General features: G+C 56.4%; 22 protein-coding genes and 2 pseudogenes. 13 read left to right on the plus strand and 11 right to left on the minus strand.

The window, feature by feature from the left end:
* The first annotated feature begins 19 nt into the window (after positions 1–19).
* The 3 genes from ACYZTW_RS14645 to ACYZTW_RS14655 all read left to right on the plus strand — a co-directional run bounded on the left by ACYZTW_RS14645 (position 20) and on the right by ACYZTW_RS14655 (position 2,333).
* Positions 20–490 (plus strand): Lrp/AsnC ligand binding domain-containing protein, encoded by a 471-nt coding sequence (locus ACYZTW_RS14645; protein WP_462005468.1) that lies wholly within the window; start codon positions 20–22, stop codon positions 488–490.
* 47 nt (positions 491–537) lie between these two features.
* A complete protein-coding gene (locus tag ACYZTW_RS14650) occupies positions 538–1,269 on the plus strand; it encodes a transposase (protein WP_462005759.1) in 732 nt (243 codons plus the stop codon).
* A 347-nt stretch (positions 1,270–1,616) separates the two neighbouring features.
* The gene (locus ACYZTW_RS14655) at positions 1,617–2,333 is read left to right on the plus strand and encodes a class I SAM-dependent methyltransferase (RefSeq protein ID WP_462005469.1); all 717 of its coding nucleotides are present in this window, start codon (positions 1,617–1,619) and stop codon (positions 2,331–2,333) included.
* 91 nt (positions 2,334–2,424) lie between these two features.
* On the opposite strand, the gene ACYZTW_RS14660 is transcribed toward ACYZTW_RS14655, so the two are convergent.
* Complete coding sequence (locus tag ACYZTW_RS14660) at positions 2,425–2,745, minus strand: isochorismate lyase (RefSeq protein WP_462005470.1); 321 nt, start codon at positions 2,743–2,745, stop codon at positions 2,425–2,427.
* A gap of 259 nt (positions 2,746–3,004) precedes the next feature.
* Positions 3,005–3,964, minus strand: coding sequence for a LysR family transcriptional regulator (locus tag ACYZTW_RS14665; protein WP_462005471.1), 960 nt, complete (start codon positions 3,962–3,964; stop codon positions 3,005–3,007).
* A 100-nt stretch (positions 3,965–4,064) separates the two neighbouring features.
* Between ACYZTW_RS14665 and ACYZTW_RS14670 the strand changes: the two genes are divergently transcribed.
* The 4 genes from ACYZTW_RS14670 (at position 4,065) to ACYZTW_RS14685 (ending at position 8,258) form a co-directional block, all read left to right on the plus strand.
* Complete coding sequence (locus ACYZTW_RS14670) at positions 4,065–4,805, plus strand: SDR family oxidoreductase (RefSeq protein WP_462005472.1); 741 nt, start codon at positions 4,065–4,067, stop codon at positions 4,803–4,805.
* Positions 4,806–4,833: 28 nt separating this feature from the next.
* Complete coding sequence (locus ACYZTW_RS14675; RefSeq protein ID WP_462005473.1) at positions 4,834–5,919, plus strand: alkene reductase; 1,086 nt, start codon at positions 4,834–4,836, stop codon at positions 5,917–5,919.
* A gap of 576 nt (positions 5,920–6,495) precedes the next feature.
* Positions 6,496–7,827, plus strand: a complete 1,332-nt coding sequence (locus tag ACYZTW_RS14680; RefSeq protein WP_462000820.1) for an IS4 family transposase — start codon at positions 6,496–6,498, stop codon at positions 7,825–7,827.
* A 122-nt stretch (positions 7,828–7,949) separates the two neighbouring features.
* Entirely contained in the window at positions 7,950–8,258 is a 309-nt protein-coding gene (locus ACYZTW_RS14685) for a hypothetical protein (protein ID WP_123366410.1), read from the plus strand.
* A gap of 376 nt (positions 8,259–8,634) precedes the next feature.
* On the opposite strand, the gene ACYZTW_RS14690 is transcribed toward ACYZTW_RS14685, so the two are convergent.
* The 5 genes and pseudogenes from ACYZTW_RS14690 to ACYZTW_RS14710 all read right to left on the minus strand — a co-directional run bounded on the left by ACYZTW_RS14690 (position 8,635) and on the right by ACYZTW_RS14710 (position 12,693).
* Positions 8,635–9,444, minus strand: coding sequence for a hypothetical protein (locus tag ACYZTW_RS14690; protein WP_462005474.1), 810 nt, complete (start codon positions 9,442–9,444; stop codon positions 8,635–8,637).
* A 317-nt stretch (positions 9,445–9,761) separates the two neighbouring features.
* Positions 9,762–10,052 (minus strand): annotated as a pseudogene (locus ACYZTW_RS14695) (transposase); the annotation flags it as partial.
* Entirely contained in the window at positions 10,009–10,278 is a 270-nt protein-coding gene (locus ACYZTW_RS14700; protein ID WP_462005475.1) for a hypothetical protein, read from the minus strand. The pseudogene ACYZTW_RS14695 and the gene ACYZTW_RS14700, both read right to left, overlap by 44 nt.
* On the minus strand, positions 10,272–11,351 hold the full coding sequence (locus ACYZTW_RS14705; protein WP_462005476.1) for a hypothetical protein: 1,080 nt from the start codon (positions 11,349–11,351) through the stop codon (positions 10,272–10,274). The genes ACYZTW_RS14700 and ACYZTW_RS14705 overlap by 7 nt, the downstream gene beginning before the upstream one ends.
* A 142-nt stretch (positions 11,352–11,493) precedes the next feature.
* Positions 11,494–12,693, minus strand: coding sequence for a site-specific integrase (locus ACYZTW_RS14710; RefSeq protein WP_462005477.1), 1,200 nt, complete (start codon positions 12,691–12,693; stop codon positions 11,494–11,496).
* Between the two features lie 132 nt (positions 12,694–12,825).
* On the opposite strand from ACYZTW_RS14710, the gene dnaQ reads away from it, so the two are divergent.
* The 3 genes from dnaQ (at position 12,826) to ACYZTW_RS14725 (ending at position 16,714) form a co-directional block, all read left to right on the plus strand.
* Positions 12,826–13,602 (plus strand): DNA polymerase III subunit epsilon, encoded by a 777-nt coding sequence (gene dnaQ, locus ACYZTW_RS14715; RefSeq protein WP_462005478.1) that lies wholly within the window; start codon positions 12,826–12,828, stop codon positions 13,600–13,602.
* Between the two features lie 227 nt (positions 13,603–13,829).
* Positions 13,830–16,085, plus strand: a complete 2,256-nt coding sequence (locus tag ACYZTW_RS14720; RefSeq protein WP_462005479.1) for an Orn/Lys/Arg family decarboxylase — start codon at positions 13,830–13,832, stop codon at positions 16,083–16,085.
* A gap of 14 nt (positions 16,086–16,099) precedes the next feature.
* Positions 16,100–16,714 carry a GNAT family N-acetyltransferase gene (locus tag ACYZTW_RS14725; RefSeq protein ID WP_462005480.1) on the plus strand — a complete coding sequence of 205 codons (615 nt, stop codon included), beginning with the start codon at positions 16,100–16,102 and terminating at the stop codon, positions 16,712–16,714.
* Here ACYZTW_RS14725 and ACYZTW_RS14730 read toward each other — a convergent pair.
* Entirely contained in the window at positions 16,680–17,573 is an 894-nt protein-coding gene (locus ACYZTW_RS14730) for a LysR family transcriptional regulator (RefSeq protein WP_462005481.1), read from the minus strand. The genes ACYZTW_RS14725 and ACYZTW_RS14730 overlap by 35 nt on opposite strands.
* 88 nt (positions 17,574–17,661) lie before the next feature.
* A complete protein-coding gene (locus tag ACYZTW_RS14735; RefSeq protein WP_462005482.1) occupies positions 17,662–17,922 on the minus strand; it encodes a hypothetical protein in 261 nt (86 codons plus the stop codon).
* 176 nt (positions 17,923–18,098) lie between these two features.
* On the opposite strand from ACYZTW_RS14735, the gene ACYZTW_RS14740 reads away from it, so the two are divergent.
* Complete coding sequence (locus ACYZTW_RS14740) at positions 18,099–18,659, plus strand: NADPH-dependent FMN reductase (RefSeq protein ID WP_462005483.1); 561 nt, start codon at positions 18,099–18,101, stop codon at positions 18,657–18,659.
* A gap of 13 nt (positions 18,660–18,672) precedes the next feature.
* Here the strand turns inward: ACYZTW_RS14740 and ACYZTW_RS14745 are convergent, their stop codons facing one another.
* Positions 18,673–19,332 (minus strand): TetR/AcrR family transcriptional regulator, encoded by a 660-nt coding sequence (locus ACYZTW_RS14745; RefSeq protein WP_462005484.1) that lies wholly within the window; start codon positions 19,330–19,332, stop codon positions 18,673–18,675.
* Positions 19,333–19,387: 55 nt separating this feature from the next.
* Here ACYZTW_RS14745 and ACYZTW_RS14750 point away from each other — a divergent pair.
* Positions 19,388–20,492, plus strand: a pseudogene (locus ACYZTW_RS14750) (DUF2855 family protein).
* 262 nt (positions 20,493–20,754) lie between these two features.
* Positions 20,755–22,038 carry an arsenic transporter gene (locus tag ACYZTW_RS14755; protein WP_462005485.1) on the plus strand — a complete coding sequence of 428 codons (1,284 nt, stop codon included), beginning with the start codon at positions 20,755–20,757 and terminating at the stop codon, positions 22,036–22,038.
* Positions 22,039–22,151: 113 nt separating this feature from the next.
* On the opposite strand, the gene ACYZTW_RS14760 is transcribed toward ACYZTW_RS14755, so the two are convergent.
* Positions 22,152–23,102 (minus strand): DUF1853 family protein, encoded by a 951-nt coding sequence (locus ACYZTW_RS14760; RefSeq protein ID WP_462005486.1) that lies wholly within the window; start codon positions 23,100–23,102, stop codon positions 22,152–22,154.
* Positions 23,103–23,158 lie beyond the last annotated feature (56 nt).

Genomic DNA, 23,158 nt, shown 5'->3' on the forward strand with positions numbered 1-23,158 from the left:
TTTATAGGAAATATGGCTAGTGAAGATCGATCGCATAGATAAGCAAATCTTGTATCAGCTGCAAGAGCATGGACGACTGCCCATTGTCGATTTGGCCAGCAGAGTGAACTTGACGAAAACGCCCTGTGCGCAGCGTGTACGGCGGTTAGAGCAGGAAGGAATCATTCGGGGCTATCGTGCAGACCTGGACCCGAATCAGCTGGGGGCCGGCCATGTACTGGTTGTGCAGGTAACCCTGAACAAAACCAGTGAAGATGCGCTCGAGCGTTTCAATGAGGCTGTGCGGCGTATCCCGGAAATACAGAGTTGCTATATGGTGGCGGGTAATTTCGACTATCTGCTCAAGGTCAGAACACACGACATCGCACATTACCGCGCTGTACTAGGTCATGAGATTGGGCGTTTACCAAACGTCCATCAAACACATTCCTATGTAGTGATGGAGCTTGTGAAAGATGAAGTGACGGTACCCGTTACAAACGATTTCTGATGCTTGCAAGGGGCTATTGGTCGACAGGCTCTCTATAGGCGACAGCCATCAGGCCGGCGCCGATCAGCAAGAAAAACCACACATGCTTGCAGATCGTCGGCTACAACGTGCAGACAGCGGTCGATACCCAGCACCATTTGATCGTTGCGCATGAGGTCACCAACGTCGGTTCCGACCGCGATCAACTCAGCTCGATGACCAAGCAGGCGTCAGAAACGCTGTCGGTAGTGGCTGACCGAGGTTACTTCAAAAGAGAAGAAATCCTGGTTTGTCACGATGCAGCCATCACCGCCTATGTGCCCAAACCGATGACCTCTGGAGCCAAAGCAGACGGGCGCTTCAATAACGATGCCTTCATTTATGACGCAGCAAAAAACGAATACATTTGCCCGGCTGGAGAGGCGCTGATTTGGCACTATTCCTACGTTGAAAAAGGCCTGAAGTTGCACCGTTACTGGGGTTCCAATTGCCAGGGCTGCGCACTGAAATCGCAATGTACACCGAGCACGGAACGGCGAATCCGACGCTGGGAGCATGAAGCAATACTTGAGGAAATGCAGAGCCCGTTGAGCAACGCCCCGGAGATGATGCGAGTCCGAAAACGGACGGTTGAGCATCCCTTGGGGACGCTCAAACAATGGATGGGTGCGACGCACTTCCTGACTCGAAAGCTCAACGGGGTGAGCGCCGAGATGAGCTTGAACGTGCTCGCCTACAATCTGAAACGGGTAATGAAAATCATCGGCGCCGCTGGCTTGATGATAGCGTTAACGGCGTAAAAACCGGTTTTTTTACCCCATCCAAAGGGCTTTAGAGGCTGCTGAGCCGTTTTGACTGTTCTTGGAAACATCATGGCCTTGATCAGTTTTCAAACCTGAGCACGGTCTTCTAGCGTCGCTAAAGAAAACTCGATTTAGTGTTTTTACACACTCTGGGCCGTTAGCTGCCTGACGCGAAGGGCTGCAGTCGACCCAAAGCGGCCTGTCGTGGCAAGGCGGCCTCCATCTGATCAAACGAGCGATTGTTAGCGCGCTGCATTCCTTGCAGGAATGCAGCGCATAAAATTAATGAATTTTTATTATCGTTGCGTGTGGCGTAGCTTGATTTGAGGACATGGAGAACCACCTTGAAATCATCTCCCCTTAACGCAGCTGAAAAATTTGATACTTCACGGGCCAATGAGTACGGACGGCAGAGCCGTATCGCATTAGCTGGGTATGACGCTTGCCAGGATCTTGCTGCGTGCATGTTGGCGGCAAGCCTCGGCAATGCACGCTCCGCGAAAATACTGGTCGTTGGCGCTGGCGGTACGGCTCAGGAGATTATTGCGATGGCAGCGCTGGAACCGACATGGCGCTTCACTGCCGTTGATCCATCCGAGCCGATGCTGGAGGCCGCGGCGCAGCAGCTGGAGGCAAACAATTTGCTCGAAAGAACAAGCCTGCATCTTGGGCATGTTGAAGAGCTGGCAGCGAACGAGTCATACGACGCAGCCACCTTGATCGGTGTGCTCCATCATCTCGATGGGGATGACGCGAAACGACAAATTTTACGATCCATTCGGGCTCATCTAAAGCCCGGTGCGCCGCTGATTGTCGCGGGCAATCAATATGCTTATGCCAGCCAACCGTTATTGCTTGCCGCCTGGGGGCAACGGTGGCGACAGCATGGCGCCAGCCCGGACGAAGTGAAGGTCAAGCTTGGGAAAATCCTTCAAGGCGCTGATCCTCCACATTCCGAGGCAGCGGTTCAAAAACTGCTGCATGACGCCGGATTTGGGAGCGCTACCCGTTTTTTCAGCAGCCTTTTTTGGAGTGCCTGGTTGACGTGCAAAACGGCCTGAACAGGGAACAGAAAGGTCACTCTTGGCCGTTTTCTGCATGTCGCGACTGAGCGAAATCCACAACCCAAAGCGGACAGTCCGGACACCAGAATCAGGTTTCGGATTGATGAGTCGCCCAGTGTTTCATCTCTTCGGCAATGAAGTGGTTTACCAGGTCGCTGTACATCTTCTCAATTGCATCCGGGCTCAGGCCCACGGCCTCGGCCCACTCGCGACGTGTCGCCAGCATGGCCTTGAAACGCTCCGGAGCACGCACCGAAGTCGCCGAGGTCTTGAACTTCGAGGCAGCCAGCACGTAGTGAAAACGCTTGCCCAACAGCTTGATAACGACCTGATCAAGGGCATCGATTTCGCGTCGGATGTCCTCCATGCCCGCACACTCTGCGGGTTGCAACTGATTGATGACTTCCATGTAGGTGACTCCGTTTGTTGAAAAAAATGATGAACCTTCGGAAGAGGTATCGCCGCGTCATCTTCCGTGCGTGATACAGCCCGAATACCATAACATCCGTTGTCCGCAGCACGAGGAGCGGTCTTTGACTAAGGCAGATCGGCGAACTATTTAAGCCACGTTACTCGATAAGATCGTAGGTAACTGTGTCAGCCCGTTGGGTGGCTGTTTTTGGCCGATTGCGGCCGCACATTCCAGCATTTTACCCTCTCTGAATCGTTCAGCCCCGTCTCGCGGCGGCCACCTTGTTCACCGCGTCATCCCACGGAGGCGTTGAAGGGAACAGCTCAATCAGAAATGCGATGAATGCTTTCACGTTGGGGCTGCCTCGACGGCTTTCCGGCCACAAGGCGGTGATGGCGAAGCGTTCCACGGAGAACTGCGGAAGGACTGGAATCAATTCTCCACGGCGAACGTAGGGCGCAGCCACATAATGCGGTGAGATACCAATACCGCCTCCTGCGGCCAGTACCGCCGCGACCGCGTCGCTGGCATCAACGGTAAAAGCTGAATCTGGCGTCAGCTCAAGCTGCCTGTCACCCGCCTGATAGGGCCACCGCAAACTTTGCCCTGTACTCTGGTAGCGAAAATTCACGCACTCGTGTTCCGCAAGGTCTTCAGCCGTGGCCGGTGTGCCTCTGCGTTGGAGGTAGTGGGGTGACGCAAACGCGCCGATTCGATGGGGCCCCAGAGGCCGTGAAACCAGGCGCGAATCGGCAAGGTTGCCCACTCGAATTGCCACGTCGACCCCTTGCTCAATGATGTCTGCATACTGATCTCCGAGCCTCAGGTCGACTGCCAGGTTGGGGTATTGCTCACGAAACCTGGGCAGTGCAGGAGCCAGGATGTTCAAACCGATGGGCAGCGGGGCAGTCACTTTCAAAATACCTGAAGGCTCGGCTCGGGAAGCGACTGCTGCCTGGTCGATGTCTTCTACCTCTCGCAGAATCCGCAGCGCACGTTCATAAAGGTCCCGCCCCTCAGGTGTGAGGATCAACGACCGCGTAGTGCGGGTGAACAGCATCAGCCCAAAATGCTCCTCAAGCCGTTGCACGCTTTTACTGATGGCAGAGGGGGACACTGAGAGGGCTCGCGCAGCAGCGGTGTAGCTGCCCAGCGAGGCCGCCCGCGCAAAGGCAATGAGCCCGGTTAAACGGTCTAAACCAATTTGTTCCTTCATGGCACTAGTAAAGCGACTTTGCCCCCAATTATCAATCTCTCTTCATAGCTTTAGTCTCTCTCCATCGAACGCCATTCAGGTGTTCCAGCGGAGATTCATCATGACGATCACCCAAGCACTTCCATCTTCACTCGCCGACCGCACTGTGGTCATTTTCGGCGGCACATCCGGCATCGGCCTGGCAGCCGCAATACAAGCGAAAGCCGCAGGCGCCAATGTCATTGTGATTGGCTCGAACGCAGCGCGCGCGGAGCAAGCTGCGATCGACCATGGTCTGGATGGATGGCGTGCGGCGGACGTGACCGACAACGATGCTGTTGAAGCAGCACTGTCCGATATTCCTGTCGTTGACCACCTTGTGTTGCTCGCCGGTACGTTTGTCGCCGGAACCGTGCTGACCGCTGAAGTCGACTATCTCCGCAGGGCGTTCGATGAGCGTATCTGGGCAGCGATCAGCGCTATCCGTGCCCTTGGTGACAGGCTCTCAAAAGATGGGTCGATTACCTTCATCTCTGGTTCTCTTGCTGATCGCCCCAATGCCTACGGCACTGCCGTACTGGCGGCAGCATCGGCTGCCATGGAAGCGCTGGCTCGCGGCATGGCCCTGGAGCTGGCACCGGTTCGTGTCAATACGCTGTCTCCCGGCCCGATCAACACGCCGATCCTCGGCAAGGTATTGGGTGAGGGCCGTGACGCGTTCGTGGCATCTCTGGAGCAGGCTTTGCCTTTGCATCGCCTTGGGACATCAGAGGAAGCAGGGTCGGCGGCAGTGTTTTTGATGACCAACACATTCATGAACGGCGCAGTGCTCAACATTGATGGCGGCGCACGCCTAGTTTGATCCTACCCATTAATTTGAGAGCTTAATCATGACCACGCTATTCGATTCCCTGCGCCTCGGCGCGCTCGATCTGCCACAACGTATTTTGATGGCGCCTATGACCCGGGCGCGCGGTACTCGTGATCACATGCCGAGCGACATAATGGTGGAGTATTACCGTCAGCGAGCGAGCGCCGGTCTCATCATTTCCGAAGCCATCGGTATCAGCCAACAAGGTCTCGGATGGCCTTATGCGACAGGCATCTGGCTGGACGAGCAGGTCGCCGGATGGCGCAAGGTAACCGATGCGGTTCATGCATCTGGCGGTCGCATCATTGCGCAGCTCTGGCACATGGGGCGTGTAGTGCACCCCAGCTTTCTGGGTGGCGGACAGCCGGTGTCCGCTTCTGTAACCACTGCGCCGGGTCAGGCGCACACCTACGCAGGCAAGCAGCCTTACACCCCTGCGCGTGCTTTACCCTTGGAAGAAATCCCTGCACTGCTGGAAGACTTTCGTCATGCAACCCGTAATGCAATGAAGGCTGGCTTTGACGGCGTACAGATTCATGCGGCCAACGGATATCTGATCGACCAGTTTCTGCGTGATAGCGAAAACTTTCGTCCCGATGCGTATGGCGGTTCAATCGATAACCGAATCCGCTTGTTGAAGGAAGTCACGCAGGCGGTGGCGGAGGTCATCGGCCCGGATCGTACAGGTGTTCGATTGACCCCAAGCAGCTATGAGCAGGGCATACGTGACAGTGACCCCGAGCCGTTGTTCAAGCGAGCGGCCGAGGTGCTGGCTTCGATTGGAATTGCCCATCTGGAATTACGCGAGCCACCGCTGGACGGTACATTCGGCAAGTCCGAGCGCCCTCCACTTGCGGGGGTAATCCGCAAGGTGTTCAGTGGGGTGCTGATTCTCAACTCGGACTACGATTTCAGCCGGGCGCAGGCACAGATAGAGGCCGGGCTCGCAGACGCGATTGCTTTTGGGCGGCCCTTCATTGCTAACCCCGATCTGCCTCTACGATTAGCGCGGCAGTTGCCCCTGGCTCAAAGCGAGATGAACACCTGGTTCACACAAGGCAGGGAAGGGTATTCGGACTATCCAGCGTCAGTAAGCGTTCGATGATGGCAAGTTGACGAAGGAGTGACCGCTTTTGGCCGTTCTCTGCCGGTCGTCATTCCCACGTGCGCTGGTCAAGTCGGCTGCAAATGACTGGTCAGTTGTGATGCAGATGGGGGGCAAGTCCGTGCAACTCCAAAAGCCCAGCCGCCCGCTGGGCTTTTTACTGCCCGCTCATCTGCTCAGTCGCACACTTTTCACCTGCCAAATTCAAACTATTACGGCCCAGAAAAGCTGGACCTCATTGGTGAGGTGGGTATGTCGACCGATTCGAGTTTTCAAAACCAAACACAAGGTTCTGTTCCATCCAAGCCTGAGCCAGGTTCAGATGAGCCGACGCTAGATCCAGACGATCCGAACAAATACGATCCGTTGAAAAATCCAAGCGATGATCGTCCAGAAGACTGGAAGGATCCTGGTGAGAGGACTACCCCAGAGGCGGATGAACAGACACCGCTTTCAGACGATAGGAGATAGGAGAGAAAGCCCGGCCAGTGAGCCTAATGCTGTTCACTTAAGCATTTGAGTCCTAGCTGGGCTTATCCGAAAATCCGATGCCAGACCTCTGGCATCGGATTTTTTATGTCTGTTCAACAGGACCTGCTCGACCTCGGCGACCTTTTCAACTTCTGCGACCTGAGCACCTTTACCCAAAACATCCCCATTGAGTGGGTAGCCTCTGCGCTGGATCTTTCCAGTCAGGCCACCATTCGCCGACGTCGCTTGCCTGCTGACCAGGTGCTTTGGCTGGTGCTCGGCATGGCGCTGTTTCGTGACGAACCCGTTCACGAGGTGGCCAGACGCTTGAACATTTGCGCCCAAGGCCTGGCCTCCGACCACCTGTTGGCCCGTAGCGGTGTAACCGAAGCTCGAAAGCGGCTCGGCGCCGATCCTGTTGAGTGGTTGTTCCGCAAGACGGGTACCCAATGGGGTGCAGAGCGCTATAGCGGTGACGCCTGGCACGATCTGCAGGTGTTCGCGGTAGACGGTGCGCTCTTGCGCACTGCGGATACGCCCGAGCTTCGGGATCACTTCGGCTCGGGAAATACTTCGACCGACCGCCAGACACCGTTTCCCATGATGCGTCTTGTGGCGTTGATGAATGTACGCTCGCACTTGATTCTGGATGCGCAATTGAGTCCCTACCGGCGCAGTGAAATGCGCTTGGCCGATGAGTTCCTGCAACAGATCCCCAACCACTCGGTGACGCTGTTCGATAAAGGGTTCTGGGGGGCTGAAATGCTGTCGAGCCTGAGCAAAGCCGGGATCAACCGTCATTGGTTGATCCCGGCCAAAAAAGGCATGGTCTGTGAGGAAGTGGCCCGTTACGGCCAGCACGACCGTTTGGTGCGCATGAAAGTCTCGCCGCAGGCTAGAAAGCGCATTCCGACTCTTCCAACGCACTGGGAAGCCCGCGAAGTCAGCTATGAAATTCAAGGCAAGCTAAAAACCGTCATGACGTCGTTGCCGGCCGATACCTACAACACCAAGGCGGTTGCCAGGCTTTATCAGGAGCGCTGGGAAATTGAATTGGGCTTCAGGGACATCAAGAGCTCGATGCAACAGAACGCAGTGACCTTGCGCAGCAAAAAAGTCGATCTGGTCTATCAGGAGGTATGGGGACTCTTGCTGGCTTACAACGTAATTCGTCGGGAAGCCAGTCAGGCGGCGGTGGCGTTTGGTCGAGCGCCATCGGACATCCGTTTCAAACCGGCCTGCCAGTACATCGCAGTCCAACTGATCGTCATGGCAGCGGCTAACCCGGTTTCAGCGACCGGGAGACGATTGGCAGAGTTGAGGGCAGGTATCGGAGGATTGTTTCTGGACCACCGCCCCAGGCCTTCGAGGCCAAGGACGGTGAAGATCTCAAAGACCCGGTTTCCAGTGGACCGTAAGGCTGCTCCGCTTAAGTGAACAGCATTAGGCCAGTGAGCCGGGTTTTTCTTCTCCGTTCGTCCACTGCGCTGCACTTGTAACGCTTTGCCGTTTCTCATGTTCAAGCACGGACATCCCGCGCATCAGTACGGAGGTTCAGCATGGACATTGACGAGAACGCACCTGGCAACAAATCACAGCAGCCCGAAACGCGCACGACGGACAACGAAACCGGCCATGACCCCAAGAGGGACGAGCCCGAAGTTCCGCTGCCTCCAGACGACGAGGCTCCTGTCGACGAAGACATGACTGACGTGGATGCAAATAACTCGGTGTCGAGTGAGCATCCAGAAGCTGGACAGAGCGGTCGAGTCGATAACCCTGACGCCGACCCACAGATGGACGATCAGGACGAAAACGATAAGGAAGCTCGCGGTATGCCTGCGAGTGACCCTGAATCAGGTGCCTGAATTAGTTCGGATGATTTCCGATGCCCGCTCAACGCGGGCTTTTTTACGCCTCGAGTTTACCTGTAGCCAGGGCAGCCCTTGGGAAGGCCTGGACGTCGATAGCCGGATAGTGCGACGTACGGAATCAACACCCGCAGCCCCCGCACCCTGACCTCACATGCTTTCGGGGTGGTGCGAGACGGGATCAGCGAGACCGATGCAATAGGGCGTCGGCGCCGTGAACGTATTCGGCAGACAGCGGGATTTAGAGCAGTGAATAGCCGCTGGGTTCGTAGACGCGTCTAATGCCTGCTTTTGGCCGATTTCTGCCTGTCACTAGGGGCCGCAACCGGTTGAATCCACAGCCAATAGCAGCCTTCACCATCAACAGTTGACATTACCAGATGATGCGACCATCGGACTCAACCCCCTGAGCGTTTCGGAGCACGTCAAAATCGTACATTCCAAACTTGTATTTTTTAATGATTTTGATGACGAAGCTCGCCGAGACCTGCAAAGTTCTCTCAGCTGCCATCGGCTTGATCGCATAGTTTCTTGATGCCTCAGAGGCGACACCGCTGTAGGTAATGGCATCAATGCCAGGATTACGCTCGAAGAGAAGGCTGGCAAGCGTTCTTGAGTGAAGATACTGCGTGTGCCGGGCTGATCTGTCCTTGAGGATTGAGGAAAGAAATGCGTCAGTGAACACGAAGCTCTTTCCGAAATCATGGGGCATCTGATTCAGCTGCTTATTAATCAATTGCCCAACCATATCTGAGGTCAAGCCTGAGCCCCAGCGATGAACATGGGTGATCTCGCCGATCATTGCACATCTCAGCAATTCGTTAGGCAGTTGCTCAAACGCTGCCACATGCAAGAAGTCACCCTGCGAAGCGCCTATTTCTTCGAAGGTGGACATCAGGTTGGCTGACAAATAGAGGATGGGGGCATTTTCCTCATTCAGCCGGCCAGCGACAGTGTATTTCGAAGGAGGATGGTTCAGTTCACCGACGTGTTCAAAGCCTGTGTCGGTCGGGCATTTTCGTGCCCGCCAAAATGCCCGGTCATATTTCATCTCGTAATTGATGACCTGGTAATAATCGAGCAGGAAACTCAACTTCTCTCTCACGAATGTAATGTTCGTGCTCGCCAAGATCGCTGTGGAAAGCTCGTCGAGATGGGGCAGCGAAAGCGCTTTGAATTCCACTGCTAGTGATCTCCTGATGGACCGTACAGTATGTTGAGCCTAGCGACCGTATATGGACTCCTCCTTATTGCAAGCCCCGTTGCTTTGGCGCCCGTGCCGACTGCACACGTATATTCGGCCTCTAAATACGGCATCGTTTCGATGCAGGGCCATGATGGGCTATTCGCGCGCCGGCTCCCGATCGCTTTTTCGTGCTTTTCGCACTTGGACATTCGAGGGTTTTGCCGACGCCGGTTCGACCGGTTTGCCATCGTTCAGGTTGCTTCGCAATCGTGGTTAAGAGTTGTTTCTCTCGTAGAACACGTCGGGTAAATAGATCAGGCTGCAGCCTGATTCGGTTGGTAATCAGTGCCGTGACGCAGCATCGCCCAAGCCATGCGTGCAGTTTTGTTGGCCAGCGCAATAGCGGCCACATTGGGATGCGATCGCTCGGCTAAACGAACGGCCCACTGGCTGAGCCGATCCTCTTTGGATTTGGCTGTGCGTAGCGCCGAGCGTGCGCCATGCACCATCAATGTTCGCAGATACGTATCACCGCGCTTGCTGATACCGAGCAGTCGATCCTTACCACCAGAACTGTGTTGCCTCGGTGTCAGTCCCAGCGAGGCAGGTTGTGGCGCAGAAGCTGAGTTTGCCGCAGTGACCGACGTTTTTGAGTTCCCCTGAACGGGCGAACTCCAATTTGCTCGATCTGTCGCTGGCTTTCGTGGCCTGATCTGTGGTGTCGATTAGATTGCCCGCAAAAGCCATTGCGAATGGTGTCAATGCTGGCGCCATTGCTTCATCAATTTGCCGTGCTTGTTCGGCGGGATCGTTGTAATAGGCGGCTAACACCGCTCATACGAATGACCCAGCCAGTGAGAGAGAAGATGATTAGGTATGCCCTTTCGGGCGAGTTGTCGTGCACGCGTATGCCGCATTCTCGTAGCGTTGACAGCCAATATCTGACCAGTGCGTGGACTGATGGGAGGCTTTGGCGGTATCGACCTTTTGAGCTTTGCTGCATCATAGTGACAAGTCGGGGTGTTAGTCGTCCAACAGAGGATACTACCGATACTTATTTTCCGTAGATGAAATAATTCGTTGTCTAAATTCTCCAAAAGATTGAGCCGATGCTGAACTTCAATGAGCTGCAGAGACTGCTCGACACGCAACTTGCTAAAAAATAGAGGCAGTTTTTTCAACTGATCGTCCGTCAAAGAAAAGCCCAAGACATGTTCGTAAAGTGTTCTAACTTCCTTGCATTGAATTTGGCATAGATCCCATAAGTAATCGGCCAAGCAGTGGGGTTCAAATTTACTGTCACGAAAATTTATTTCGGATCTCTGGTCCTTGGCACCCGGAAAATATATAATTTTTCCTGTAGGAGCCAAGCTATCCGAGCCGTCGTTTTCACGGACATCCCCGATCTTGAGGTACGCAATTTGTAAGGGTCTTCGCGCATATTGCATGGACAGGAGCTTGATGAGCGTCACCTGAGTGCCGAAGATCCCCCTGTCGTAGTTATCCCAGACGGTGCTCAGTAAATCGTCATATTCTTCTTCGGTGAGCCAGCTTTTCTTTGGATCATCAGAATGCACATTTCGGGGGCGTGCGGGGACGTAAGCAGCATCATTTAATAAGTCTAGAGCCTCTAGGCTAATTGCTGCAGTGTCGCGTTCTTTCCAATTAAGGAATAGTTGAGTGATTCCGTTCTTGCAACTATTAAATGGTCGATTTGCCAATGCTCGTGCTATCCAGTCGATGTCAAAGACACTGGTGGGGTGTGCATTGAGTCTTGCCACCAGCGCTGCGATGATGGACGAATAGCTATACGGCGCATAGTTTCCTTGCTTCGTAAATAATATTAAGTTCTGTTTGAATGAGGCCTTAAGCGAGGGGCTTAACTGCGATAGGGCCTTATTCATTTTTAATCTTTGGTGGCCTGGTCTTACAAGATTGTCGCCTTCCCAATAAACGCCCCGCTTTCCGAGCCGTGGCGCTCGGTACGTGAGAGGTCGAGATCGAGTCCGATCGATATGGGTATGCTTGTTAAGAAAGTTTTATTTTTCATTCTGAAACCCTCGCCGTATCGGAAGCTACCTTTCTGCCTATTTCATGCGCTTTTTCTTCAATATGGCGTCGATTGTAATTTTTTGACATAGGCGAACCTGGCACCCAACCCATTAGTTGTTCCCTCAGGGTTCGTTCTTCCTCAAAAGGCATGCCTTCGCTATCCGCTTGCTTTGAAAAACGGTAATTCCAGTCGTGTCGTAACAAATGAGGGTGAATTGGTGTGAGCGCTTTAAAGAGCTGTTTAAGATTGGCCAGCCCTGTACCAAATGCCGTCTTGGGAAGCGCCTGACCTTGGCTGCGTCCTCCTCGATGGACGATGAAAATGAAGTCTTCATTCGAGAATCCGACACTCGGTACGTCTGCTCGCCAATTGTCTCGATAGTCTATTAGCTGTTCTTCGAGGTTTTCCGATATCGGAACCCTGCGGCCTAGTGTTTTGGCAACAGGCTGATGTAGCCGAGCGTCGAACTCATCGTGGTGGTTGCGCTCAATATCAAAGTAGGCGCTGTCGCCACCACTGGCTTCGATAAAATGCTTAAGTTTCAAGCTTAGTAGCTCACCGAATCTCATGCCTGTTTCATGAAGTACTCGCAGCATCAAGATATTGCGAAGTCTGGGGCCAAAGTTCTGTGGTTGTCGAATGCCCTCAAAGGGCTGGTCGAACAGGTCCAGCAGCCGATTGCGAGTTTCGACAGGCAGTTTCAATGCGACAATTCGTTGCTCTCGTGCGGCTCTTGACCCAACCTTGCGCCTCATTTTCCGCAGAAGCATGGTGTTCTGCTTCTCAGCGGCATCCCTGACGTCGCGCGTGTTGGAGTCGGTGATAACCTCTTGTATGAGCCAACGGATATACATAGCTGCATAGGCAACATAAGTGTTGTACTTAGCGCTGCCGATGACATCTTCTTTGCCACCCAATTTGCTGGCACGCAGATAGTTTGTTAGGTCATCAATCTCCGCAGCGCTGAGAAACCTGCGGTTGTGAAAATGTATCGCTAGGTCGATGTTCCTGCTTGATTCCCATTCACAGACTCTTTTAATCGCTGCAAGGTAGACCTTCTGCGTTTCGTGCGTAGCGGACGGCCGGATCGAGCGTGCAATGAAAGCGGTTGGGTAGAACAAAGGAAAGCCAGGAGCGTCAGCTTCGTAGAGTTGGGAAAACCGTTCACCTCCACTAGCAATGAAGGTTTTCATTGTATAGATCATATTTACACCTCAGCGTAGTGGAAGAGAATGTCACTTGCTGTTTACATCTGATCGTCAGTTCTTGCGGTGATTTTCTGACGATATGTTAAGATTTAACGCGTGTTTAGAGGCGGCGATGCGATGACGGTTTACACAAATACAGCTAACAGGATGGTAGTACTCGATACCGAAACCACCGGCATGCCGGTGACCGACGGCCACCGGATTATCGAAATCGGTTGTGTCGAGTTGATCGGTCGGCGCCTGACGGGCCGGCATTTTCACGTTTATCTGCAACCGGACCGCGAGAGTGATGAAGGCGCCATTGGCGTCCACGGCATCACCAATGAATTTTTGGTCGGCAAGCCGCGCTTCACTGAAGTGGCCGATGAGTTCTTTGAATTCATCAAGGGTGCGCAGCTGATCATCCATAACGCGGCGTTCGACGTTGGCTTCATCAACAATGAATTCGCGCGGATGGGCCAGCACGATCGTGCGGACATCACGCAGCACTGCTCGATCCTCGACACCCTGATGATGGCCCGAGAACGTCACCCGGGGCAGCGCAACAGCCTCGACGCCTTGTGCAAACGCTATGGCGTCGACAACTCCGGTCGTGAACTGCACGGCGCTTTGCTCGACTCCGAGATCCTCGCCGACGTTTACCTGACCATGACGGGCGGCCAGACCAGCCTGTCGCTGGCCGGTAATGCTTCCGATGGCAATGGTTCCGGGGAAGGGGCGGACAATTCCGCCACCGAGATCCGCCGTCTGCCGGCCGACCGTCAGCCGACGCGGATTATCCGTGCCAGCGAAGATGACCTGGCCCAGCACGTGGCACGGCTGGAAGCCATCGCCAAATCCGCTGGCGCCCCGTCGCTCTGGCAGCAACTGGCCGAGGCCAAGGCTCAAGCGTAGGCCCTTCTAAAAAAGATCGCAGCCTCGTTTCACTCGACAGCTCCTACGGGGTTACGCATTCCGTTGTAGGAGCTGTCGAGTGAAACGAGGCTGCGATCTTTTGATCTTGAAAGGCGTACCGCGCCCGACGACCCATTTTAGGGCATCACACTCGCCACAGACGCTCGAACCCTCTACCCTGAGGTGATTGGCGGACCACGGTCTGCCGCCTCAGGACACTGAGCCTCATGTATAAAGATTTGAAATTCCCGGTCCTGATTGTCCATCGCGACATCAAGGCCGACACCGTCGCCGGTGATCGCGTGCGTGGCATCGCCCGGGAGCTGGAGCAGGAAGGTTTCAGCATTGTCTCGGCGGTGGATTACACCGAAGGGCGTCTGGTCGCCTCGACTCATCACGGTCTTTCCTGCATGTTGATTGCGGCCGAAGACGCCAGTACCCACTCTCATCTATTACACAACATGGCCGAGCTGATCGGTCTGGCGCGGGTTCGTGCGCCCGACTTGCCGATCTTCGCGCTGGGTGAGCAGGTGACCTTGGAGAACGCTCCAGCCGATGCCATGGCTGAACTCAATCAGCTGCGCGGGATTCTTTATCTGTTCGAAGACACCGTGCCCTTTCTGGCCAGGCAGGTCGCCCGAGCGGCACGCAAATATCTGGATGGTCTGCTGCCGCCGTTTTTCAAAGCGCTGGTGCAGCACACGGCCGACTCCAATTATTCCTGGCACACACCCGGCCATGGCGGCGGCGTGGCGTACCACAAGAGCCCGGTGGGTCAGGCATTTCACCAGTTCTTTGGGGAAAATACCCTGCGCTCGGATTTGTCGGTGTCGGTGCCGGAACTCGGTTCTTTGCTCGATCACACCGGCCCGCTAGCCGAGGCAGAAGCAAGAGCGGCCCGCAATTTCGGCGCCGATCACACCTTCTTCGTGATCAATGGCACCTCGACCGCCAACAAAATCGTCTGGCATTCGATGGTCGCTCGCGATGACTTGGTGTTGGTGGATCGCAATTGCCATAAGTCGGTGCTGCACTCGATCATCATGACCGGCGCGATCCCGTTGTACCTGTGCCCGGAACGCAATGAGCTGGGGATCATCGGCCCGATTCCGTTGAGAGAATTCAGCCGCGAATCGATTCAGGCCAAGATCGACGCCAGCCCGCTGACCAAGGGCCGGGCGCCCAAGGTCAAATTGGCGGTGGTGACCAATTCGACGTACGACGGCCTCTGCTACAACGCTGAGCTGATCAAGCAGCAGTTGGGCAACAGCGTCGAGGTCTTGCACTTCGATGAAGCCTGGTACGCCTACGCGGCGTTTCACGAGTTCTTCGCCGGACGTTACGGCATGGGTACTTCGCGCAGTGAAGATGGCCCGCTGGTGTTCACCACCCATTCCACCCACAAACTGCTGGCGGCATTCAGCCAGGCGTCGATGATTCACGTCCAGGACGGCGGCGCGCGGCAACTGGATCGGGATCGCTTCAATGAAGCGTTCATGATGCACATCTCTACCTCGCCGCAGTACAGCATCATCGCTTCGCTGGATGTAGCTTCGGCCATGATGGAAGGCCCGGCCGGGCGATCGCTGTTGCAGGAAATGTTTGACGAAGCGCTGAGTTTTCGCCGGGCGCTGGCCAATTTGCGCCAGCACATCGCCGCCGACGATTGGTGGTTTTCCATCTGGCAGCCGCCGTCGGCGGAAGGCATCGACCGAGTTGTCACCGACGACTGGCTGCTGCAACCCGACGCCGACTGGCACGGCTTTGGCGGCGTAACCGACGACTACGTGCTGCTTGATCCGATCAAAGTCACGTTGGTGATGCCGGGCCTGACGGCAGACGGCGCCCTCAGCCAGCGCGGGATTCCGGCGGCGGTGGTCAGCAAATTCCTTTGGGAGCGTGGGCTGGTCGTTGAAAAGACCGGGCTGTATTCGTTCCTGGTGTTGTTCTCCATGGGCATCACCAAGGGGAAATGGAGCACATTGCTGACCGAGCTGCTGGAGTTCAAGCGCAGCTACGATGCCAATGTCAGCCTCGCGACGTGCCTACCGTGCGTGGCGCAAGAGAATGTCGCGCGCTATCAGGGCATGGGTTTGCGCGATCTGTGCGATCAACTGCACGCCTGCTATCGCAGCAATGCCACGGCCAAACACCTCAAGCGCATGTACACAGTGCTGCCGGAAATCGCCATGAAGCCGTCTGACGCCTATGATCAATTGGTGCGTGGCGAAGTTGAAGCGGTGTCGATCGATGCTCTGGATGGGCGGGTCGCCGCGGTGATGCTGGTGCCGTATCCGCCGGGGATTCCGTTGATCATGCCCGGCGAGCGTTTTACCGAGGCGACCCGCTCGATCATCGATTACCTGGCATTTGCCCGGACGTTCGACAGCAGCTTCCCGGGGTTTGTCGCTGATGTGCACGGCTTGCAACACGAAGACGAGGGCAATGGACGGCATTACACCGTTGATTGCATCAAGGAATGAGGACCTTTCCCAGTATGCAACCGATCATGAATCCGAAATACCCAGGGCTGTCGGTGCGCGTTGCCGACGATGGTTTTGCGGCCTATATCTGGGGCAGCGATTTCAGTTTTGAAGTCGCAACCTATGGCACCGCCGAAATTGGCAAGCCGCTGGAGCAGTGGCCGGTGACGCCGATCACGCCTTATCGAAAGTGCTACGGCATCGATCCTGAGGAGTTCAGCAGTTTCCGCGATGCCGCCGACAGTGCGATTTTCATGGCTTATCTCGATGATGAGCCCGTGGGTCACCTGGTGGTCAGCACCAACTGGAACGGCTTTGCCCATATCGACGAGTTGGCGGTGCATGCACCAGCGCGTCGTCATGGCGTGGCCAAGGCGTTGCTGGATGTGGCGCAGTTCTGGAGTCGCAAAAAGAAACTGCCGGGCATCATGCTCGAAACCCAGAACAACAACCTGGGGGCCTGCCGGCTCTATGAGCGCAGCGGTTACGTCTTGGGCGGAATCGATCATCTACGCTATCGCGGGATCGATCCGAACACCGCCGAAGTGGCGCTGTTCTGGTATCGATTGTTCGATAACCCGCTGGAAACCCCGGTTAGTTCGCCAACATCGCCACGGCTTGTTCCGTGATGATGCCCAGCAATGCCTGAACCGCCGGTGATGGCTCGCCGTTCTTGAGGGTCAAGGCATAAAGGCTGATCGGCACGGCCGGCGCCAGGGGGCAGGCATCCAGCCCGGCCGATTTAGCCCCGAGGGCGGTGAAAGGGTCGACGATGGCCAAGCCTTCACCGGCCTCGACCATGCTGCGCATCATCTGGTGAGTCTGTACCCGGGTTTGAATGACCGGGGCAGGGCGCAGGGCATGCAGCTTGTTTTCCAGCACCGGGCTCAGCGGATCGTGACCTTCCAGGCCCACCATCGATTGGCCGGCCAGGTCCTGTAGCGAAATATACTTTTGTTTAGGTTGCAGCCAGCCGTGGGGTGCCAGCAGCTGAAGTTTGCCTTGGGCAATCACCTGGCAATGGATGTCGGCGTGATCGGGATCATGCAGGCTCAAGCCGAGATCGCTTTCGCGCAGCAGCAGGCTTCTGACGATTTCGCGAGTCGGTTGGCTCAGAAGGGTGCAAGGTGCGTCAGGAAGGCGTCGGCGCAGGGCGGCAATGCTCTGTGGCAATAGCTGCTGTGCCAGGGGTGGCGTGCAGATAATCCGCAGGGGAGGCGCCTGATATTGCTTGAGGCTGTTGGCCAGGCGCTGGACCGGCTCGAGCGCTTCATAGACGTGGGCGATCTGGACCTGCAACTCCCGCGCCTCGCGCGTGGCCTGCAAACGTCCACGCACGCTGGAAAACAGCATGAAACCCAACTGATCCTCGGCGTCGCGCAAAATCACTTCGACTTCGGCCACAGGCAACTGCAGCCATTCGGCGGCGGTGCCCAGGTGACCGGTCTGCAAGAGCGCCTGGATCACTTCGATATGACGTAAACGCATGCGTGAAGTCCATGTTCAGCAGGTGAGGGAGTCAGTGACTGAATCCTAACTCAAGTGCGCGCATATGACTTCTGCTCATAACACGAGGTTATGAGGCGACGTTGGCTACCGGCACGCTTCCGACATAGGTATCGGGTTCGCGAACGATGGTCACGTCCGACTGCACCAGCAAAAACTGGTTGTCATCGAGTTTCTTGACTCGATCGCCAATGGCCAGCTTATAAGTGGTGACAGGCACCGAGCCAGTGAGGCCGTCTGCCGACGGGGTGGATTCCTGGAACTCATGCACGGAATAAACACGGCCTTCCGCGTCTCTTGCATGGAACTGACCGACGAGTACTGCTGCCATCTGCTTAGAACCTCTGGGGATAAATCACTCAATTTGCGGCTCTGTAGACCGTGGTTGGGCGAGGTAAGTTTTCCTACAGGAAAAAAATAATCAGGGACGGCGTTTTTCAGTCGCCCACGGGTTGAATCGTCATCTATAACTACAAGCTCTTTCCATCGGACAGTCGAGAATCTTCCATGAACAACGTCTATACGATCGCCGTTCTGGTCGGCAGCTTGAGAAAGGAATCGATCAATCGCAAGGTCGCTTTGGCCCTGGCCGATCTGGCACCTGCAAATCTCAAGCTGAACATCGTCGAAATTGGCGATCTGCCGCTCTACAACGAAGACATCGATGGCGCTTCACCGCCGGCAGCCTACAGCACTTTCCGACAACAAGTGAGTTCATCCGACGCGGTGCTGTTCGTGACCCCCGAATACAACCGTTCGGTGCCAGCGCCGATGAAGAATGCGATCGATGTGGGTTCGCGTCCCTATGGCAAGAGTGCCTGGAGCGGCAAGCCTGGAGCGGTGATCAGTGCTTCGCCGGGCGCTGTCGGCGGATTTGGCGCCAACCATCACCTGCGCCAGTCCATGGTGTTTCTGGATGTGCCTTGCATGCAGCAACCGGAAGCTTACTTGAGCGGCGCCGGTTCAGCGTTCGACGAGGCGGGCAACCTGTCCGAGTCGCTCAAACCGTTTTTGCAAAAATTCATCAATGCTTATGGTCTTTGGGTCGAACAACACAAGAAGATGTGACAAATCCCCTGGGCTACGGGGTGCTGGCCAGTCGGTTACAGATCATTGCTTCCATTTCCGACAGCCAAGCGGCGGTTTGCTCCGCCGCCGGTTGTGCAGTGACGCAATAACGACGGCCACCCCAAGCCATGATCACCCAGGCATCAATGGTTGATGCTGACGGTTGAGTGGGCAAGTCCTCGCAGGAGGCGAAGGCTTCACGCCATTTCTGCGACAGCTCCTGGAATACCCGCTGGTGATGTTTGGGTTCGGCGATCCGGTGTTCGATCGCCAACACTTCATCGTTGAACAGTGGTTGAAATGTATCGTTCGGGTCGCAGGTCAGGCGTATCAAGCGTTTGATCCGGATGGGCCAGTTCAGCTCTGTTGCGTGCACGACTTCAACATCCAGGCGCAGCAACAAGGCGTCCAGGCAGTGCCGAATGTAGCCTGACAGCAAGGCTTCCTTGCTCGGAAAATAGTCATATAGCGTGCCAATGGCGACGCCGGCTTCCAGGGCCACTGCGCGCGTGGTTAATCCCGACCAGCCGTCGCGTTGCCAAATCCGAACAAACGCTTCGTAAATCGCCTCTACGGTGAAAATCGCCCGAGCCTGGCTCGGCCGTTTCAACGGCTTGGCGCGGGGATTGAGGGTCGGGGAACTGCCCCTGGAATTTCCGAACCCGCTCTTCATCGGCTGCCACTACTCTGGTGCTACCCGCCACTGACGCGCAGCAGGAGTCTGAATAATGCAAAGTTCAAGCACGGTAACACGGCTGATCACCCGTAAAAGCGCCCTTGACCAAAGTCGGATCGAGCAGGAGCAACGTAGCCTGATCCCCGCTGCCGGAGAGGTGATATTGAAGATCGACCGGTGCGCGTTGACCACCAACAACATTACGTATGCCGCGTATGGCGATTCGATGAACTACTGGGGATTCTTTCCTACAGGGTTGACGGAATTGGGGGCACATCCCGGCGTGGGGTTTTGCCGATGTCGTGGCGTCTGATGTGGCCGGCATCAAAGTCGGGGAACGTTTCTACGGGTATTTTCCGATTGCAAGCCATCTGTGGATGCGCCCGGAACGGGTCACCGAGCGTGGTTTCTATGACGCCGCCGAGCATCGTCAGGCACTGACGTCGGCTTACAATCAATACACCCGTTGCAGTTGGGATTCGTACTACACCCCTGAAACCGAAAACCTGCAGATATTGCTGAAACCGCTGTTCCTGACCTCGTCGATGCTGGCGGATTTCCTGCAGGACAAGCAGTTCTTTGGCGCGACCCGGCTGGTGTTCTCCAGCGCCTCGAGCAAAACCGCCTATGGCACGGCGGTCTGCCTGGAAAATCACCCTGACCTGGAGCGAGTGGCACTGACCTCGACCGGCAACAAGGCGTTTGTCGAGAAGCTCGGTTGTTACGAGCGAACGGTGTCCTACGCAGAACTGTCGAGCCTGGCCAATGATCGACCGACGTTGTATGTGGATTTTTCCGGCGACCTGGGTTTGCGTGATCGTGTGCATCAGCATTTCGCCGGGCAGTTGGTCTATAGCTGCTTCGCCGGCTCGGCCCAAAGCACCGACGAGGCCCAACTGAGTGCCATTGAAGGCCCGCAACCGGTGTTCTTTTTTGCGCCGATCCAGATCCGCAAACGCAATACCGAGTGGGGGCCGGAAGGGGTCAGTCGGCATATTGGCGAGGGTCTGCAACGGTTTTACCGGCAAGTGACCGCGCCAGCCAATCCGCTGCTTGAGGTGGTGGAGAGTGAGGGTTATGAGGCGGCGCAGACGGTGATCAGGCGGTTGTTCCACGGCCAGGTCGCACCCGTGGAGGGCCATGTGGTCCGGTTGTAGCACACCGATCTGTCGTAGCAGCTGCCGAGCCCGCGAGGCTGCGTTCGGCGACGCAGTCGTCGTAAACCCTGCGAACGCGGTATTCCTGGGACACCGCAGTGCCTGATTTCACGACGACTGCGTCGCCGAACGCAGCCTCGCGGGCTCGACAGCTGCTACATCGATCCCGGTGCGTTTAGGAGTGGGGCAGCCAGTTTTGGCTTTACTCCGCTTGTGTGTTGCGGCTGAATCGCGGTTTGTTTTTCCGACAAGGCTGCACTGCATGCTGATCGCATCGTTGATTTTCCTGCTGACCATCACCTTGGTGATCTGGCAGCCAAAAGGCCTTGGCGTCGGCTGGAGCGCGGTATTCGGTGCGGTGCTTGCGCTGATTTTCGGGGTCGTACACCTGAGCGACATTCCGCTGGTGTGGCAAATTATCTGGAATGCCACCGGGACCTTTGTCGCGCTGATTGTCATCAGTCTGCTGCTGGATGAGGCGGGGTTCTTCGCCTGGGCGGCGCTGCACGTCGCCCGTTGGGGGCGGGGCAGCGGACGCAAGCTGTTTGCTTACATGGTGCTGCTCGGGGCGTTGGTGTCGGCGTTGTTCGCCAACGACGGGGCAGCGCTGATTCTCACACCTATCGTGATATCCATGCTGTTGGCGTTACGCTTTTCCCCGGCGGCGACGCTGGCGTTCGTCATGGGCGCCGGTTTCATCGCCGACACGGCGAGCCTGCCGCTGGTCGTGTCAAACCTGGTGAACATCGTTTCCGCGGACTTCTTCCACATCAGTTTCAACCGTTACGCGGCGGTGATGATCCCGGTCAACCTGGTGAGTGTCGCGGCGACGTTGGCGATGCTGATGTGGTTTTTTCGTCGTGAGATCCCCAAGGATTACGACCCCGAGCAACTGGCGCATCCGGCTTCAGCGATCCACGACCACGCCACGTTTTATGCCGGTTGGGCCGTGTTGGTGATTCTGCTACTCGGCTGCTTCGCGCTGGAACCGTTGGGGATTCCGATCAGTGCCATCTCTGCGGTGTGCGCGGCCTTGCTGCTGGGCATTGCCGCCCGTGGTCACAAGATTTCCACGCGCAAAGTCATCAAAGAAGCGCCATGGCATATCGTGATTTTCTCGTTGGGCATGTACCTGGTGGTCTATGGTCTGCGCAACGCCGGGCTCACGGGCTATCTGGCCGGATGGCTGGACGGTTTTGCCGGTTACGGCGTGTGGGGCGCGGCCATGGGCACGGGCGTGCTGACGGCGCTGCTGTCGTCGATGATGAACAATCTGCCGACGGTGCTGATCGGTTTGCTGTCGATCGATGCCAGCCAGGCGACCGGGATGGTGAAGGAGGCGATGATCTACGCCAACGTCATTGGCAGCGACCTGGGGCCGAAAATTACGCCGATCGGCAGCCTGGCGACGTTGCTGTGGTTGCATGTGCTGGAGCGCAAGAGCATTCGGATAGGCTGGGGGTATTACTTCAAGGTCGGGATTGTGCTGACGGTGCCGGTGTTGTTGGTGACGTTGGCGGCGTTGGCATTGCGTTTATCGGTATAGACCGCCTCGGCCCCTTCGCGAGCAGGCTCGCTCCCACAGGGATCTTCGTCATAAGGAGATTGAATGTGGGAGCGAGCCTGCTCGCGAAGAGGCCATTGCAGTCACCACAAATCTCAGCCATTACCCGGCACATTCGGCCAAAGATCCGCCACCAAAAACAGCCGCTCGGCTTCTTCCCAATCGCCCTGGGTGTTTTCTGTGAGTCGCACCAGCAACTGCGCCGGGGCCAGTGGTTCCAGATCGCTGAGCCAGGCGTTCAGCTGTTCAGTGCTCCAGGTCTGCTCCACCGGATAGTGCGCCGGCGCCAGCCAGGCATGGCGGGGCAGGGGTTGCCAGCGACCGAACGGGCGTTGCACGACAAAGTCTGCCCAGTCTTTCTGATGCAGCCAGCTACCGCGTAAATGCTGGGGATGTGCACCATTCGGTGGCTCGGCCGGTCCCGGCCACGGATACAGCAAATAGCCGCCCAGCCACAAATGCGCACTGAACTGCTGGATATCCAGCGCCGCCAATACTTCGCGGCTCTCCGGGCGCGCCGAAATCGGCAATTGATGCTGAGTCAGATGAGCCAGTTTGCGGTCCAGCCGATCGTGGCAGCCGGGGCCGAGCCACTGCGCCGTGTCGTGTCCATCGCCATTTTGCGGGCCAAGGTAAAGTTTGATCGCCAGTTCCAGATGATGCACGCCGTCACGATCGCGCAGCAGCATGTCGAGCTCGCCCAGTGTGTGGCCTTCGCGACGGATCGGCATGTTGGCGGCAATCAGGTCGATACCCGGCGCGTGCCGCACGGCGTATTGCCAGAGGCGTTCGTAGTACAAGCCCAATCGCCGGGTTCGGGCCTGCGCCAGCCAGTGCAGCAAGTCATAACTGTCCCGATCCAGTTGCCGCAGCCACTGTTCCAGCCGCTCCGGCGCTTGTACCCAGTCACTGCCGGTCAGCGGATGACGCTGCGGCCACGTCGTGACACCGAGCATCGGCGGCGCGAGGATGACCCAGGCCAGGTCGCGCACTTCGGGGTGGCGCAACTGGTGGGGTAACTGCAGCAAATCGGGAAATAGGATCATCTTGCGAGCATAGCCTCAATCGTGAGTACACCGTTGTGGCTGAAAGGATTTTGTCT

The organism is Pseudomonas sp. LB3P25 (assembly GCF_054897985.1).